General features: G+C 40.7%; 15 protein-coding genes. 12 read left to right on the forward strand and 3 right to left on the reverse strand.

What is annotated here, in order from left to right; all coding sequences use genetic code 11:
- Positions 1–32: 32 nt before the first annotated feature.
- Both NQ505_RS01870 and prmC read right to left on the reverse strand, forming a co-directional pair.
- The gene (locus tag NQ505_RS01870) at positions 33–515 is read right to left on the reverse strand and encodes a regulatory protein RecX (protein WP_004299786.1); all 483 of its coding nucleotides are present in this window, start codon (positions 513–515) and stop codon (positions 33–35) included.
- The gene (gene prmC, locus NQ505_RS01875; protein WP_008997924.1) at positions 512–1,348 is read right to left on the reverse strand and encodes a peptide chain release factor N(5)-glutamine methyltransferase; all 837 of its coding nucleotides are present in this window, start codon (positions 1,346–1,348) and stop codon (positions 512–514) included. Before prmC ends, NQ505_RS01870 begins: the two co-directional genes overlap by 4 nt.
- Before the next feature lie 36 nt (positions 1,349–1,384).
- On the opposite strand from prmC, the gene ribD reads away from it, so the two are divergent.
- The 8 genes from ribD to NQ505_RS01915 all read left to right on the forward strand — a co-directional run bounded on the left by ribD (position 1,385) and on the right by NQ505_RS01915 (position 9,878).
- Complete coding sequence (ribD, locus tag NQ505_RS01880; RefSeq protein ID WP_008997925.1) at positions 1,385–2,440, forward strand: bifunctional diaminohydroxyphosphoribosylaminopyrimidine deaminase/5-amino-6-(5-phosphoribosylamino)uracil reductase RibD; 1,056 nt, start codon at positions 1,385–1,387, stop codon at positions 2,438–2,440.
- A gap of 142 nt (positions 2,441–2,582) precedes the next feature.
- Positions 2,583–4,061, forward strand: a complete 1,479-nt coding sequence (locus NQ505_RS01885; protein WP_008997926.1) for a DUF6242 domain-containing protein — start codon at positions 2,583–2,585, stop codon at positions 4,059–4,061.
- A 25-nt stretch (positions 4,062–4,086) separates the two neighbouring features.
- Complete coding sequence (locus tag NQ505_RS01890; RefSeq protein ID WP_008997927.1) at positions 4,087–4,821, forward strand: isoprenyl transferase; 735 nt, start codon at positions 4,087–4,089, stop codon at positions 4,819–4,821.
- A 30-nt stretch (positions 4,822–4,851) separates the two neighbouring features.
- Complete coding sequence (gene bamA / locus NQ505_RS01895; protein ID WP_008997928.1) at positions 4,852–7,506, forward strand: outer membrane protein assembly factor BamA; 2,655 nt, start codon at positions 4,852–4,854, stop codon at positions 7,504–7,506.
- A 23-nt stretch (positions 7,507–7,529) separates the two neighbouring features.
- Complete coding sequence (locus NQ505_RS01900) at positions 7,530–8,045, forward strand: OmpH family outer membrane protein (protein WP_004310500.1); 516 nt, start codon at positions 7,530–7,532, stop codon at positions 8,043–8,045.
- 56 nt (positions 8,046–8,101) lie between these two features.
- Positions 8,102–8,617 carry an OmpH family outer membrane protein gene (locus NQ505_RS01905; RefSeq protein ID WP_008997929.1) on the forward strand — a complete coding sequence of 172 codons (516 nt, stop codon included), beginning with the start codon at positions 8,102–8,104 and terminating at the stop codon, positions 8,615–8,617.
- A 108-nt stretch (positions 8,618–8,725) separates the two neighbouring features.
- Positions 8,726–9,568 carry a glutamate racemase gene (gene murI / locus NQ505_RS01910; RefSeq protein WP_008997930.1) on the forward strand — a complete coding sequence of 281 codons (843 nt, stop codon included), beginning with the start codon at positions 8,726–8,728 and terminating at the stop codon, positions 9,566–9,568.
- A 76-nt stretch (positions 9,569–9,644) separates the two neighbouring features.
- Entirely contained in the window at positions 9,645–9,878 is a 234-nt protein-coding gene (locus NQ505_RS01915) for a DUF2007-related protein (RefSeq protein WP_004299777.1), read from the forward strand.
- On the opposite strand, the gene NQ505_RS01920 is transcribed toward NQ505_RS01915, so the two are convergent.
- Complete coding sequence (locus NQ505_RS01920; protein WP_004324592.1) at positions 9,847–10,995, reverse strand: pyridoxal phosphate-dependent aminotransferase; 1,149 nt, start codon at positions 10,993–10,995, stop codon at positions 9,847–9,849. The two genes, NQ505_RS01915 and NQ505_RS01920, sit on opposite strands and share 32 nt — an antisense overlap.
- A gap of 105 nt (positions 10,996–11,100) precedes the next feature.
- Between NQ505_RS01920 and proB the strand changes: the two genes are divergently transcribed.
- From proB to NQ505_RS01940, 4 genes are all read left to right on the forward strand, one after another.
- Entirely contained in the window at positions 11,101–12,183 is a 1,083-nt protein-coding gene (proB, locus tag NQ505_RS01925; RefSeq protein WP_004310504.1) for a glutamate 5-kinase, read from the forward strand.
- Between the two features lie 469 nt (positions 12,184–12,652).
- Entirely contained in the window at positions 12,653–13,678 is a 1,026-nt protein-coding gene (locus tag NQ505_RS01930) for a hypothetical protein (RefSeq protein WP_008997931.1), read from the forward strand.
- A gap of 34 nt (positions 13,679–13,712) precedes the next feature.
- On the forward strand, positions 13,713–14,759 hold the full coding sequence (locus tag NQ505_RS01935) for a hypothetical protein (protein ID WP_004299773.1): 1,047 nt from the start codon (positions 13,713–13,715) through the stop codon (positions 14,757–14,759).
- 225 nt (positions 14,760–14,984) lie between these two features.
- Complete coding sequence (locus NQ505_RS01940) at positions 14,985–16,241, forward strand: glutamate-5-semialdehyde dehydrogenase (protein WP_008997932.1); 1,257 nt, start codon at positions 14,985–14,987, stop codon at positions 16,239–16,241.
- Positions 16,242–16,243: the final 2 nt, after the last annotated feature.

Consider the following 16,243-nt stretch of genomic DNA (forward strand, 5'->3'; position numbering starts at 1 on the left):
ACGAGAATAAAAAGAAGAATCCGTTTATTTTTTCAGTCAATTTGTTCCTCTTCATCGGGAATGTCGATACAACGCTTAATATCTTTCAGTTCAAATCCACGACTCATGGCAAATCGCATCAGCTTTCCATTCAATTCATAATCGTCTGCCGCATGGATACTTTTCCGTTTGGAAGCCAGCAGGTCACGCAGAATAGAAAGGTATTCTTCTTCATCAATTTCATTCAGATAACGCCATGCCACATCAGAAGGGATCTTCTTCATGTAAAGCCCCTGGGCTATTTTCATTTTCCCCCACTTGGCAAAGCGGAACTTGTCATTCACAAAAGCCCTGCAGAAACGTTCATCATCAATGAACTTCTCTGATTCCAGTCGGTCAAGAATACGCGCAATGGTATCATAGGCAATTCCCCAACGTTGTAACTTCTCATTTATTTCTGCCCGGCAATGCTCGGCAGTGGAGCAGTAAGAGGCTACGCGATTTAAAGCCTCTTCATCAGTTAATTGTGCACTCATCGGTTAGCTGTAACTATTCTATCTTTTCCAAATATGTCTTTTATAACACGAACATCACGATATTGGTTCATTTCAAGTATGTGTGCTGTTTCCCGGCCATAAGCCTGGTTGATTTCAAAATAAAGTTTTCCGCCCGGCAATAGCAAATCACTTCCCAGACAGGCTATACGATTATAAAACCGTAAAGGATCCTCGTCAGGAACGAACAAGGCCAACCCCGGTTCCCAATCAAGGACATTAGCGTCCATTTCGTTCTTTTCCGTTTCAGTCACATAAGGCGGATTACTGACGATCACATCAAAAGACGGCACCTTTTCCCAGTCATCAGACAATACATCTCTTTGCAGAAATCTCACCCCGGCTTCCAAATCTTCATTGTTTTTACGGGCAATAGCCAACGCTTCTTCCGAAATATCCCACGCCTCTACGTCTACATCCGGAAGTTTTTTATCCAGAGAGATCGCAATGCATCCACTTCCCGTACCTATATCTAACAGATGACGGGCATTCGGATTCTCCTTTACTATTAGCTCTACGAGTTCTGCGGTCTCCGGTCGAGGGATTAACACGCCGGAAGCAACCTTAAAATTCCTTCCGCAAAACTCCGCAAAACCGCGAATGTACTGTATCGGTTCATTTTTCTGTAAACGGAATATAATGTTTTCTAATTCACGCTGTTTGCATTCGGATAAAATTATATCTTTGCCCATGTAAATATCGAGCGCATCTAAGCCTAACATGTCGCAACAAATCAGCATTGAAAGAGCTTTTATCTCTTCCTGCGGATAGATTTCCTGCAAAGACTGGCGAATGTAAGCGGTGATACGATTCATATTTTCACAATTTCGGAGTGCAAAAGTAAGAATAATATGGCGAAGAGCACCAAAATGGAAGAAGAAAAATACATGAGGCGTTGCATTGAGCTTGCAAAGAACGGGTTATGCAATGTACCTCCAAACCCGATGGTAGGAGCTGTTATCGTATGTAACGGACGTATTATCGGTGAAGGTTATCACATTCGTTGCGGAGAGGCACATGCGGAAGTCAATGCAATCCGTTCTGTCAAAGATGAGTCTTTATTGAAGCATTCTACGATTTATGTCAGTTTGGAACCTTGCTCCCACTACGGGAAAACACCTCCTTGTGCGGATCTAATTATAGAGAAACAGATTCCGCGCATTGTTATCGGATGCCAGGATCCCTTTTCTGAAGTAGCCGGACGGGGAATTCAGAAATTGCGGGATGCCGGACGGGAAGTAATAGTCGGCGTATTAGAGGAAGAATGTCAATCACTGATTCGTCGTTTTATTACTTTCAATACACTTCATCGGCCTTTTATCACGTTAAAATGGGCAGAGTCAGCCGATCATTTTATTGATATGGAACGTACAAGTGGAATGCCTGTGAAACTCTCCTCTCCTCTCACTTCAATGCTAGTACATAAAAAAAGAGCGGAGGCTGATGCTATTATGGTAGGCAGACGAACAGCTTTATTGGATAATCCGTCGCTAACGGTACGCAACTGGTATGGACATAATCCAATACGTGTCGTATTAGACCGCACATTATCTCTTCCGAATGATTTACAAATATTCGATGAAAATGTGCCAACATTAGTCTTTACTGAAAAGAAACAGCCAGCAAGAACCAACATCACATATATCTCCATCGACTTCAATCATAACACACTGAAGCAGATTATGGAAGTACTGTATCAACGAAAAATACAATCATTACTGGTAGAAGGAGGTAGCCAATTGCTGCAATCATTCATTAATGATGAGCTATGGGACGAGGCGTATATCGAGAAGTGCCCCAGCAGGCTACATTCCGGTGTTAAAGCACCCCAAATAAACAATAATTTTAGTTATTCGATAGAAGAACACTTCGAAAGACAATTTTGGCATTATGTTCATCGGATATAGCTAAGATAGTTCTATTCAGGGGGTTTTACGTCGATAAAAACAGTGTTATTATCTATAATTTTATATAAAACTTACCTGTAATGTTCATTATCGGAAAAAATGTTTCTATTTTTGCAACTTGTAAATAAACACAATCTTTCAAATGAAAATAAAGTTTTTATCATTCATTGCGAGTTTTTTCATGGTGTCATTTGTTATAACGTCATGTCTTGATGACGATAATAACATCGAATATAGCCCGGATGCAACTATCCATGCGTTTGCACTTGACACAGCAGGCCTTGGGAGTTATAAATTCACTATTGATCAATTATCACGTGAAATTTATAACGAAGACTCTCTTCCTGTTCATGCCGATACCATCATTGACAAGATTTTAATCAAAACATTAACTACGGCATCAGGCGTCGTAACAATGAAAGACAAAAGCGGTAACGATTCTGTCATAAACATCAATGATTCTATTGATCTCCGAGAACCACTTATTATAAAGGTATGGTCGACAGAAGCTTTAGCAGGAGTATCTCCTAATCAGACTAAGGAATATACTATTAAGGTAAATGTGCATCGGCATGATCCTGATTCATTGAGATGGAATTACTGTGGGAACATTGACGAAGCTAACCTCACAGGAGAACAAAAGTCAGTAGCTTTAGAAAATGATATCCTAACTTATTCTGTTGTTAATGGTAGCCTTATGGTATATCGTGCACAAATAGGTAACACGATGAATTGGAGCTCAAGTGTTGTGAGTGACAGCAAATCTAAATTTGATGACAAGCTCCCTTCTTCTATTTTATCATATAAGAAGAAACTGTATGCAACATCTGCAACAGAAGACGGAAAGGTATATGAGTCTACAGACGGAACAACATGGTTAGAGTCAGATTTGTTTAGTGGCAATCACGTCAATTTGCTTCTGGCACCACTAAGTAATAAAATAACATATATCAAGACTGATGACGGCAAGAAAGTATTTGATTCAATCGCTGAAATCGCATCTATAGCAGAGGCAGAAAAGAAGCTTCAAGAAGTACCGGATGACTTCCCGATTGGCAATATTTCCTACACTACCTATACAACAGCTACGAACCAGGAAGGTATCATGTTAATCGGTAAATATAAAGATCAACCAACTGTTGGAGAAACCGAAACGATTGTACCTTGGGCATATATGGGAGAGATATGGATTCCACTACCACCCAATAATGTAGATACAAGTTGTCCTGCATTGACTAATCCTTCCATAATATATTATAACAATAAGTTCTATATTTTCGGAGAGAAATTTGAATCTTTCTATATTTCTGAAGCAGGTATTGCATGGAAAAAGGCAAATAAGAAATTTTATCTACCTTATCAGGATTGGAGTGAGTCAGACTTTAAACCAAGTCCGGAGAAGCCAGAATTCAGGGGTAGAACAAGCTATTCAACCGCAGTAAATAAAGACAACAACAGTATCTATATTCTTTTCAGTGCAGGCAATGCTAGCTTTGATGAAGAAGTAGAAGATGACGATAGTACACAAGCTACGACCCCCCATACTTATTCTTATAAATCAGAAGTTTGGCGTGGTCGTCTTAATCAGCTATGGTTTGATTTGGCAAAAGCTGGCAAATAAAAACGTATACGTTTAAAATAAAAAGATGTCCTATATAGAACAAATAGACAAAACTCGGATACCACAACACGTGGCCATCATTATGGATGGGAACGGACGATGGGCAAAACAACGAGGGGAAGAACGTACTTATGGTCACCGTGCTGGCGCAGAAACGGTACAGAATATTACCGAAGATGCCGCCCGTTTGGGAATCAAGTACCTGACACTGTACACCTTCTCAACCGAGAACTGGAATCGGCCGCAAGACGAAATTGCGGCTCTGATGAATCTATTGCTAGAATCTATTGAAGAAGAGACATTGATGAAAAACAATATCCGCTTCAATGTAATCGGTGATTTCAAAAAGTTACCTGTTGAAGTTCAGAAAAGCTTGGCATCATGCATAGAACGCACATCCCAAAATAGTGGCATGTGTATGGTATTAGCTCTTAGTTATTCATCCCGTTGGGAAATAACCGAAGCTGTACGACAAATAGCAACACTGATAAAAACTGGAGAAATATCTCCCGAACAAATAACTGATGAATGCATCGCATCTCATCTGGAAACTAAGTTTATGCCCGACCCGGATCTACTGATCCGCACGGGAGGAGAAATCCGGCTAAGCAATTACCTCTTATGGCAATGCGCTTATTCGGAGCTTTATTTTTGTGATACTTTTTGGCCTGACTTCAACAAAGAAGAACTCTACAAAGCCATTTGGGAATATCAACAAAGGGAACGCCGATTCGGCAAAACCAGTGAACAGATCAGCTAATATAACTCGAAACATCAAATTATAACATAAATGCATTATCGTATTTCCTTTATATTCATAACGTTTGTCTGCCTGTGCTGCTTTGCGACAACAGGCATTGCGCAAAATGCTAACACTGATGAAGACTCGAAACCTGTCATCTTATACTCTGGAACACCCAAAAAGTATGAGATAGCAGATATTAAAGTCGAAGGCGTAAAGAATTATGAAGACTATGTATTGATTGGACTATCCGGACTATCGGTAGGACAAACAATTACTGTGCCGGGTGACGAAATTACTGGAGCAATCAAACGTTATTGGCGTCATGGTTTGTTCTCAAATGTACAAATCACAGCCGAGAAAATTGAAGGCGACAAAATCTGGTTAAAAATCAGTCTGACACAACGCCCGCGTATCGCAGATGTGCGCTATCATGGTGTGAAGAAGTCGGAACGTACCGATCTTGAAAGCAAGCTGGGAATGGTAAAAGGTATGCAGATTACTCCGAATACCGTAGACCGTGCCAAGACATTAATCAAACGTTATTTCGACGATAAGGGATTCAAAAATGCAGAAGTAATCATCTCGCAGAAAGACGATCCATCCAGCGAAAATCAGGTGATCGTCGACATTGATATCGACAAAAAAGAAAAAATCAAAGTACACGAAATACAAATCGTTGGTAATCATGCAATCAAGGCTTCTAAGCTGAAGAAAGTAATGAAGAAAACCAATGAGAAAGGTAAACTTCGTAACTTGTTCCGCACCAAGAAATTCGTGCCGGAGAACTTCGAGGCAGATAAGCAACTGATTATCGACAAATATAATGAGTTGGGATACCGTGATGCAATGATTGTAAAAGACAGCGTTTCACAGTATGACGAAAAGACTGTAAACGTTTATTTGAATATAGACGAAGGACAAAAATATTATCTGCGTAACGTTACATGGGTAGGTAACACTCTCTATCCGTCAGAACAGTTGAACTTCCTGCTCCGCATGAAGAAAGGTGACGTATACAACCAGAAGTTATTGAACGAACGTGTTTCTACAGATGATGACGCTATCGGTAACTTATATTACAACAACGGTTACCTGTTCTATAACCTCGACCCGGTAGAAGTAAATATCGTTGGCGACTCTATCGACCTCGAAATGAGAATCTATGAAGGCCGTCAGGCTACTATCAATAAGATCAAGATCAGTGGTAATGACCGTTTGTATGAAAACGTTGTTCGCCGTGAACTTCGTATTCGTCCGGGACAATTGTTCAGCAAAGAAGACTTGATGCGTTCTTTGCGTGAAATCCAGCAGATGGGACACTTTGACCCGGAAAAGCTGCAACCAGATATTCAACCGGATCCGATGAACGGAACTGTTGACATAGGTTTGCCTTTGACTTCCAAAGCTAACGACCAGGTGGAATTCTCTGCAGGTTGGGGACAGACGGGTATTATCGGTAAGTTGAGCTTGAAGTTTACCAACTTCTCTGTAGCCAACTTGTTGCACCCGGGTGAAAACTACCGTGGTATCCTTCCACAAGGTGATGGTCAGACATTGACTATCAGCGGACAGACGAACGCTAAATACTACCAATCATACAGTATTTCCTTCTTCGATCCATGGTTTGGTGGTAAACGTCCGAATTCATTCTCTGTATCGGCATTCTTCTCTGTACAGACAGATATCAGTAGCCGTTACTACAACTCCAGCTACTTCAACAACTACTACAACAGTATGTATAGTGGCTACGGTGGTTATGGTATGTACAATTATGGTAACTATAACAACTACGAAAACTATTATGACCCGGATAAATCTATCAAGATGTGGGGACTTTCCGTAGGTTGGGGTAAACGTCTGAAATGGCCGGATGACTATTTCACTCTTTCCGCAGAATTAGCTTACCAACGTTATAACTTGAGCGACTGGCAATACTTCCCGGTCACCAACGGTAAATGTAATGACCTTAGCATTTCATTGACTTTGGCTCGTAACTCTATTGACAACCCAATCTTCCCTCGTTCGGGTTCAGATTTCTCACTGTCAGTTCAGTTCACACCGCCTTACTCGTTGATGGACGGTAAAGACTATAAGGGATATTACAGCAACCCTGAAACAGGTAGCATTACCCAGGACAACATGAATAAGCTTCATAAATGGATAGAATACCACAAATGGAAATTCAAAGGCAAAACATATACTCCGCTGATGGATCCGGTTGCTCATCCTAAATGTCTGGTATTAATGACACGTACGGAATTCGGTCTGTTAGGTCACTATAACCAATACAAGAAATCTCCGTTCGGTACATTCGACGTAGGTGGTGACGGTATGACCGGTTATTCAACTTATGCAACTGAAAGTATTGCTTTGCGTGGTTACGAAAACAGCTCATTAACACCATACGGTTCTGAAGGCTATGCCTATGCACGTCTCGGTATCGAATTGAGATATCCGTTGATGCTGGAAACAAGTACTAATATTTATGTGTTAGGTTTCCTTGAAGCAGGTAACGCATGGCATGATATCAAGAAATTCAATCCATTCGAGTTGAAACGTTCTGCCGGTGTCGGTGTTCGTATCTTCCTTCCGATGATTGGTATGATGGGTATTGACTGGGGTTACGGTTTCGACAAAGTATTTGGTTCTAAACAATATGGAGGAAGCCAGTTCCACTTTATCTTAGGACAAGAATTCTAATGTATCATCAAAAACTAAACGTTATGAGAAAGTCTGTTCTATTAATCATGATGCTATTTGCTGTCAGCATGGCAGCAAATGCACAGAAATTTGCACTGATCGATACGGAATATATTATGAAGAATATTCCGGCAGCTCAAAGCGCTAATGAGCAAATGCAAGAAGCTACGAAGAAATACCAGAGTGAAGTAGAAGCTCTGGCTAAAGAAGCACAGAAGATGTTCCAGGATTACCAGGCAAAATCTTCCACTCTTTCTGCCGCACAAAAAACAAAGACAGAAGATGCAATCGTAGCGAAGGAAAAAGAAGCAGCCGAGCTGAAGCGTAACTACTTCGGTCCGGAAGGCGAATTAGCCAAGATGAGAGACAAGTTGATTACTCCGATTCAGGATGATATTTATGAAGCAGTGAAAGCTATATCACAGCAACATGGATATGATATGGTAATTGACAGAGCCTCTGCTACAGGTATAATATTTGCAAATCCACGCATAGATATTAGTGATGAAATCCTAAGAAAATTAGGATATTCAAATTAATTTCATACATTTGCAGCTGGAAATAACTAAAAATCATTCAAATAAATTATAGAACTATGCTAAAAAAAATTGCACTTGTAATGTTGCTTGCACTCCCAATGGGTGTATTTGCACAGAACCTGAAATTCGGCCACATTAATGCACAGGAAATCATCACTGTGATGCCGGAATTCACCAAAGCTCAAAATGATATTCAGACTTTAGAAAAACAACTTACTGCCGAACTACAGAGAACGCAGGAAGAATTCAACAAGAAATATCAGGAATTCCAACAAGCTATCGCTAAAGATTCTCTTCCTCCTAACATCGCTGAAAGAAGACAGAAAGAGTTGCAGGATATGATGCAGAGACAAGAGCAATTCCAACAGGATGCTCAACAACAAATGCAGAAAGCTCAAAATGATGCAATGGCTCCTATCTACCAGAAGTTGGACAATGCTATCAAAGCAGTAGGTGCTGCTGAAGGCGTGGTCTATATCTTCGACCTGGCAAGAACTTCGATTCCTTACGTGAACGAATCACAGAGCATCAACTTGACTAACAAGGTAAAAGCAAATCTTGGTATCAAATAAGACCTGACCAAGAATAAAGAAATACCAAAAGGGAAAGAGAAAGAAGGATCATCTTCTTTCTCTTTCCCTTTTTTTGGTGTACATTTGCGTATATAAATCAAGTTTGTCATGAAGCAACATCTATCCCATACGCCCGGCCCAATCGGAGTATTCGACTCCGGCTACGGAGGTCTGACCATCTTAGACAAGATTAGAGAAGTATTACCGGAATATGATTATATCTATTTGGGAGATAACGCACGTGCCCCCTATGGGACACGTTCTTTCGAAGTCGTATACGAATTTACCCGGCAAGCCGTCAACAAACTGTTTGATATGGGATGCCATCTAGTTATATTAGCTTGCAATACTGCTTCCGCCAAAGCTTTGCGCAGCATTCAGATGAATGATTTACCCCAAATCGATCCTGCCCGCCGTGTACTCGGAGTCATCCGCCCCACTGTAGAATGTGTTGAAGAGATTAGCAAGAATCAGCATATCGGCGTACTGGCAACAGCAGGCACCATCAAATCCGAATCGTATCCATTAGAAATACATAAACTGTTTCCTGAAATTCAGGTCAGCGGGACAGCATGTCCGATGTGGGTATCCTTAGTTGAGAATAACGAATCACAAGACGAAGGAGCAGACTATTTTATCCGGAAGTACATCGACCAATTACTGTCAAAGGATCCTCAAATAGATACTGTCATCCTCGGATGTACCCACTTCCCCATACTCCTACCTAAAATCCGGCAATACATTCCGGATCATATCAGTGTAATTGCACAAGGAGAATATGTTGCAGAAAGCCTGAAAGACTATTTGAAAAGACATCCCGAAATGGATGCCAAATGTACCAAGAATGGCAACTGCCAGTTTTACACGACCGAAGCGGAAGAAAAGTTTTCAGAATCGGCCTCTACTTTCCTTAAACAGCAGATTAGCGTAAAACATATCACACTCGAATAATTTTTAAGAAAATAAATAACCATTTCTCTCTCTTTTTTGTTATATTTGTAGATAACAACCCCTAATAAGTAAGATCATGAAAGAAGAAGATTATAGCAAGGCAATAGAAGTATTCTCCGGATCCCCCTGGGAAGCCGAGATCATTAAAGGGTTATTAGAAAGCAACAATATCCGTTGTGTAATCAAAGATGGAATTATGGGGACATTAGCACCCTATATCGCTCCTTCCGTATCCGTCCTCGTGACAGAGGAAGAATACGAAGCAGCCACCGAGCTAATCAGAAGTCGGGACGAGAAAGGTAGCGATTGATACGGTCCAGTCCTTCTTTGATATTCTCCAATGAGTTTGCATAGGAGAAGCGTACATATCCTTCACCTCCCGTACCAAAGTCCACCCCGGGAGTAATGCCGACATGCGCATGTTCGAGTACATCGAATGCAAAGCGATAAGAGTCGGTTGTAAATTTACGTGCGTTGGCAAAAATGTAAAATGCTCCTTGAGGTTCTACTTTAATCTCAAACCCCATTTCCCGAAGACGAGTAATCATGTACCGGCGACGCTCATCATAAATCTGCTTCATCCGTTCCACATCCGAATCAGCCTGTCGCAATGCTGCAATCCCAGCCTGTTGGGCAACGCTGGACGCACAAATAAATAGATTTTGCTGCAACTTCTGCAAAGAACGCATACAAGATTTAGGAGCTATCAAATAGCCCAGTCGAAGACCTGTCATCGCAAAACGTTTAGAAAATCCGTTCAAGACAAAAGCCTGATCGGTATATTCAAGAATGCTGTGCGCACGTCCTTCATAGACAAGTCCATGATAAATCTCATCCGAAATAACAGGAACTCCCAATGCTGCCACCTCTCTCAAGAATTTTTCATCCAGCAACATTCCGGTCGGATTCATCGGAGAATTGATAAAGATAGCCGCTGTATGTGGATTCACACATTTACGAATAGCTTCTATGTCGTATTGCAGATATTCTTTAGACAAAGGAACCAAAACGGGTTTAGCCTGGGTAGCCAACACAAAATTACGGTAACAAGCGTATCCCGGATTGGAAAGAATCACTTCACTATCCGTATTACAGAGCAACATCAACGCAAGAAGAATGGATGGAGAAGAGCCGGAAGTCACCACAATGCAATCCGGATCTACCGTCACTCCATATTCCCGTAGATAAAAAGCAGCAATTTCCCGCCGGAGTTCCGGGTCTCCCAAAGAATGTGTATAGTGAGTAAGATGACGATCATAAGCCGCTTTTGCTGCTTCCGACACACAAGACGGTACATCAAAATCGGGTTCACCAACTTCCAAATGAATAATATCAACACCTTGTTTCTGTAATTCGTTTGCCCTCTCCAACACATCCATTACGATGAAGGAAGTCATCTGTTCTACTTGTGGATTTGTATGTTTCATTGTTTATCTTTTCTCTATCTAGCTGCAAAGATAATTCTTTTTAGCCTGTTTTGGTAGCATATCGGCAAAAAGCTCTATATTTGTGCTTTCAAATCGTTAGTAAGGATGAAACAGGAATTTACACGAATCGCAGTAAAAGTAGGAAGCAATGTATTAACACGCCGCGACGGAACGCTGGACGTTACCCGTATGTCGGCACTTGTTGACCAGATAGCGGAATTACACAAGTCCGGGGTAGAAATCATTTTGATTTCTTCGGGAGCTGTTGCTTCCGGACGCAGTGAAGTGCATCCGCAGAAAAAACTCGATAGTGTAGATCAGCGCCAATTATTTTCTGCTGTGGGTCAGGCCAAACTAATCAACCGTTACTACGAACTTTTCCGTGAGCACAATATCCCTGTCGGCCAGGTACTGACAACGAAGGAAAGTTTTGGTACTCGCCGCCATTATCTGAATCAGAAAAATTGCATGACGGTAATGCTTGAAAATAATGTCATTCCTATTGTCAACGAAAACGATACAATTTCCGTCAGCGAGCTGATGTTCACCGATAATGATGAATTGTCCGGACTCATCGCTTCGATGATGGATACGCAGGCACTCATTATCCTAAGTAATATTGATGGGATTTACAATGGTTCTCCTTCCGATCCAAACTCTTCTGTTATCCGGGAGATCGGTCACGGCAAAGACTTATCCAACTATATTCAGACAACTAAGTCCAGTTTCGGACGGGGGGGGATGTTGACGAAAACCAATATTGCCCGCAAAGTTGCTGATGAAGGAATTACAGTGATTATTGCCAACGGGAAGCGGGATAATATTCTGGTAGATTTATTACAGCATCCTGAAGAAACTCTTTGTACACGTTTTATACCATCAGACGAACCGGTATCCAGCGTCAAAAAATGGATTGCCCATAGCGAAGGTTTTGCCAAAGGGGAAATTCACATAAATGAATGCGCTACAGAAGTTCTAAACTCTGAAAAAGCTGTCAGCATCCTCCCGATTGGAATCACTCATATTGAAGGTGAATTTGAGAAAGATGACATTGTACGTATCATGGACTTTCAAGGAAACCAGGTTGGCGTTGGAAAAGTGAACTGTGACTCCAAACAGGCACAAGAAGCGATTGGCAAGCATGGAAAGAAACCAGTAGTACATTATGACTATCTATACATTGAATAATTAATAATAAGAATTTCTGTTTTATCCGATTTTAGACTAAAATTAGCTTGTTTCTGTACGGTTTTCACCACAGAGTACACAGAGGTGAATCTTGTCATGACTGCACGGTAATGAACTGTTTCAGCCTATTCTAGCAAGGGGATATTCTCACTGCAATGAGAAAAAGTTCTCATTGTAATGAGTATTTCTTCTCATTCCTATGAGTATTTTTTCTCATAGGGATAAGTATAGTTGAGAATGTTTACGGAAGTTTTTTTGAATTATAATTGTATGAGTTTACCTCATTTCTGTACCCAAATGAAGCTCTTATTCAGGTAGAATATTAGCTTCTTTAGTGAAGATAAGCGTTTTTATTTTCAGTTATATAATGCATTATAGATAGACATCTGCAACATAAATACAGGGACTTTATTTGCAAAAAACTATTAATAGCAGTATATTTGCCCTCTAAACAAACAATATAATCCCCATGCTACTAAAACATTGGAACCTTATACTCATATTTTTAACATTCTCAATTATATCTTGTGAGAGCAGTAAGAATGAACCTGAAGTAAACAGTACACCGTCATTTCCTGTCGGCAGAGAGTTTAATGTCAGTTTAAACATAGCTCCTTTTCTTGAAGTAGCCGAACAACCTTTAAGCCGTTCCACCTCCACGGTGGCTGACGGAATATATGCAGTTAATGTTTTTTGGAAAGGAAAAGGACTGACTTCTTTTCAGCCCTATGCTTCAGGCCTTTTCGATAATCCATATCGAGTAGAAATCGGGTTAATCGAAGGATATGCGTATCGCTTTGACTGCAGCTTCCTGGGATATAAAGACCGCCCATATTATACAATACAAAGTGACAGCATACTTTATGGACTTCCTTTTTCATCTACTCTGCAGAAAGAGGTGAACGGGTTAGTCAACAACGATCTAAAGATTTCAATCAATCCCCTGAATATCAATGGGGCATTTCACCAACATATTTACAAAGGAGAAATGCATATAAAATGCGATAGTATTAGTACTCACCCTACCGTCAAACGCTTTTTCGGCAGTGAGCAATTGGACTTTTCAAATCCCAATATGAATACCTCCGTTTCAATGACATTGAAACGTGCTTATTATTCTATACAATTCGTTACAGACGAACTTGCACCGGGTGACTCCATCAAAATTAAAGCAGCGGACGTTGCTCCATTTTATCTACTATATTCCAAAGATGGAACATCCCGGACGGAGGAACGAATTATCTCTATGTACGATATATCCGACTATTATACGGCCAAACTTAAGGAAGAAGAAACAATCGCTTTCACTATTTCCTACCGCCCGGTCAATGAAGAGAAATGGTATTCTCTATATACCAATCAGAGTATTAAAATGAAAAGAAACAAAAAGAACATAGTCAAAATAGTCAAGATAGATGAGCATATAGGGGATGCTACTATCTCTTTTGGTGAAGAAGCAGAAATGGAAGAATCAGAACAAGAAATAGGGAAATAATTATCATACTCAACAACTACTAAAAAAGATTCATATGAAAATCAAACATCTTATGATCGCAGGCTGTCTATTCACAGCTTTTACTCTACAATCATGTATTAAGGAGAAAGATCTGTATCAGGCACCTCCTACTACGTATTCCGAACTTAACTTACAACTGGACGGAGACTACCTCTCAACCGAACTGCCCATGGCACGCGCTACAACTCCAACCAAAATTAATGAAAGTGAAACATTAGTGGGAATCGCCATTACCATGACACCCAAAGAGGGACAGAATCCATCTTCAAAACCATACGCTTATGGTATTTTCCAGTTAGACAAGGCGAAAGATCCCAATAACCTAAAGATAAAAGTTATTGATGGATACACTTATCGCATCTCTTGCTCTATGATTGCAAATGCAAAGGACTCAATCATAAAAGACGAAAAAGGCTTCTTCGGAGCCCCTTTCGATTTGGAACGTAGCGGAAAAATCAAAGGGGAATGCCTGAACAAATTCCTGACTGCCGAACAAGCAGATGGAATCAAATTCTTATACAACATTGAAAACCCGAGAATACAAACGAGAAACGGATCACAAGACGCCTGCAACCGCCCGTTCATCGAACGTTATCATGGATTAAACGATAAAGTGGAAGTGACAGATGGCATGCAAAATCACATCATGCTCTATCGCCGTTTTTTCGGAGTAAAATTCAAACAAACAGGTTTAGAGAAAGGACGTCTTAGAATAAAACTTGAAGACGCACCAAGCATCTATTTGAATGCTAATGCAGATATTCATAAGACTGTTGAATCTGAATTAAAAATGGTCAGCATGAGAAATCTCACTGCCAATATACCTACTGGTGATAATCAACATTTAACAGAGAATGTAAAAGTGGAAGTATTTTGGGAAGAGACTCCAGGAGCAGAAGAAAAGACAATCATCAGTAGCAGTATCACATTCAAGAGAAACTATACCCATTCTATCGCACTAACCAATATCGAACATATAGGAACACCTAGTGACATAGGAATTGAAGTCGAATCAGGAGAAATGGGAGAAGATATTGAACAAGACATTCCATGGCAATGAGATAATGCCAAATAGGAGTTCGAATAACAAGCACTATACCAATATAGTGCATAAATGAAAAATACGAGATTCAGAATTGAGTCTCGTATTTTTTTAGTATTAATCTTGTAAAAACCCCAGTGAATAAGTAAAGAGCACATTTATTTCTATTTTCAACAAGTTTTATTCACATCATTCACTATATTTGCATAGTTTATCTTTCCATTTAATGCAAAAAAGGAGCAAATGACTACAAATTTAAACGAGACCTTTGCCGCTGTACAAGTAGCAAGTCGGGAATTAGCCCTGCTGAATGATAATGTCATCAATCAGATTTTAAATGCAGTAGCTGACGCAGCAATTGCAGAAACACCTTTCATTCTTTCAGAGAACGAAAAAGACCTCGCACGGATGGACAAAAATGATCCGAAGTACGATCGGTTGAAACTGACGGAAGAACGTTTGAAAGGTATTGCCTCAGATACACGCAATGTAGCAACACTCCCCTCTCCTTTGGGTAAAGTGCTGAAAGAGAGTGTTCGTCCCAATGGAATGAAGTTGACGAAAGTCAGCGTTCCTTTCGGAGTCATAGGAATCATTTATGAAGCGCGCCCTAATGTTAGCTTTGATGTTTTCTCCCTTTGTCTGAAGAGCGGAAATGCCTGCATATTGAAAGGAGGAAGTGACGCCGATTGTTCCAACCGGGCCATCATCAGTGTGATTCACAAAGTATTGAAGAAGTTCAAAATCAATCCACACATTGTAGAATTACTTCCGGCTGATAGAGAGGCTACGGCAGCGTTACTGAATGCTGTGGGCTACGTAGACTTGATTATCCCCAGAGGCAGCAGCAGTCTTATTCATTTCGTACGCGAGAATGCAAGGATTCCTGTCATTGAAACAGGAGCAGGTATCTGTCACACTTACTTCGATGAATTTGGGGATACAAACAAGGGAGCAGACATTATTCATAATGCAAAGACACGTAGAGTTAGCGTATGTAATGCATTGGACTGCACCATTATACATGAGAAGAGACTGGCCGACCTCCCTCTGATTTGCGAGAAACTAAAAGACAGCCATGTCATTATTTATGCTGATCCGCAAGCTTACCAGGCATTGGAAGGCCGCTATCCTGCCGAGCTCCTGGAACATGCAAAAGCAGAAAGCTTCGGCACGGAGTTTCTGGATTATAAAATGGCTGTCAAGACTGTAAAGAGCTTCGAAGATGCCTTAGGACATATTCAGGAAAACAGTTCTAAACATAGCGAATGTATTGTTACCGAGAACGGGGAACGTGCAGCTTTATTCACCAGAATCGTGGACGCAGCTTGCGTATACACCAATGTGTCTACCGCTTTCACTGACGGGGCACAATTCGGATTAGGAGCCGAAATCGGAATCAGCACGCAAAAGCTACACGCACGCGGTCCGATGGGACTGGAGGAAATCACTTCTTACAAATGGGTCATTGAAGGAGATGGACAAACGAGAAGAAATTGAAA

Origin of the sequence: Bacteroides sp. D2, from assembly GCF_025147085.1 — a bacterium.
Classification (GTDB): Bacteria; Bacteroidota; Bacteroidia; order Bacteroidales; family Bacteroidaceae; genus Bacteroides.

Bases quoted from the DNA above. Each gene is read 5' to 3' on its own strand.
- NQ505_RS01870 (WP_004299786.1), bottom strand. From the start codon at position 515: ATGAGTGCACAATTAACTGATGAAGAGGCTTTAAATCGCGTAGCCTCT.
- prmC (WP_008997924.1), bottom strand. From the start codon at position 1,348: ATGAATCGTATCACCGCTTACATTCGCCAGTCTTTGCAGGAAATCTAT.
- ribD (WP_008997925.1), top strand. From the start codon at position 1,385: ATGGCGAAGAGCACCAAAATGGAAGAAGAAAAATACATGAGGCGTTGC.
- NQ505_RS01885 (WP_008997926.1), top strand. From the start codon at position 2,583: ATGAAAATAAAGTTTTTATCATTCATTGCGAGTTTTTTCATGGTGTCA.
- NQ505_RS01890 (WP_008997927.1), top strand. From the start codon at position 4,087: ATGTCCTATATAGAACAAATAGACAAAACTCGGATACCACAACACGTG.
- bamA (WP_008997928.1), top strand. From the start codon at position 4,852: ATGCATTATCGTATTTCCTTTATATTCATAACGTTTGTCTGCCTGTGC.
- NQ505_RS01900 (WP_004310500.1), top strand. From the start codon at position 7,530: ATGAGAAAGTCTGTTCTATTAATCATGATGCTATTTGCTGTCAGCATG.
- NQ505_RS01905 (WP_008997929.1), top strand. From the start codon at position 8,102: ATGCTAAAAAAAATTGCACTTGTAATGTTGCTTGCACTCCCAATGGGT.
- murI (WP_008997930.1), top strand. From the start codon at position 8,726: ATGAAGCAACATCTATCCCATACGCCCGGCCCAATCGGAGTATTCGAC.
- NQ505_RS01915 (WP_004299777.1), top strand. From the start codon at position 9,645: ATGAAAGAAGAAGATTATAGCAAGGCAATAGAAGTATTCTCCGGATCC.
- NQ505_RS01920 (WP_004324592.1), bottom strand. From the start codon at position 10,995: ATGAAACATACAAATCCACAAGTAGAACAGATGACTTCCTTCATCGTA.
- proB (WP_004310504.1), top strand. From the start codon at position 11,101: ATGAAACAGGAATTTACACGAATCGCAGTAAAAGTAGGAAGCAATGTA.
- NQ505_RS01930 (WP_008997931.1), top strand. From the start codon at position 12,653: ATGCTACTAAAACATTGGAACCTTATACTCATATTTTTAACATTCTCA.
- NQ505_RS01935 (WP_004299773.1), top strand. From the start codon at position 13,713: ATGAAAATCAAACATCTTATGATCGCAGGCTGTCTATTCACAGCTTTT.
- NQ505_RS01940 (WP_008997932.1), top strand. From the start codon at position 14,985: ATGACTACAAATTTAAACGAGACCTTTGCCGCTGTACAAGTAGCAAGT.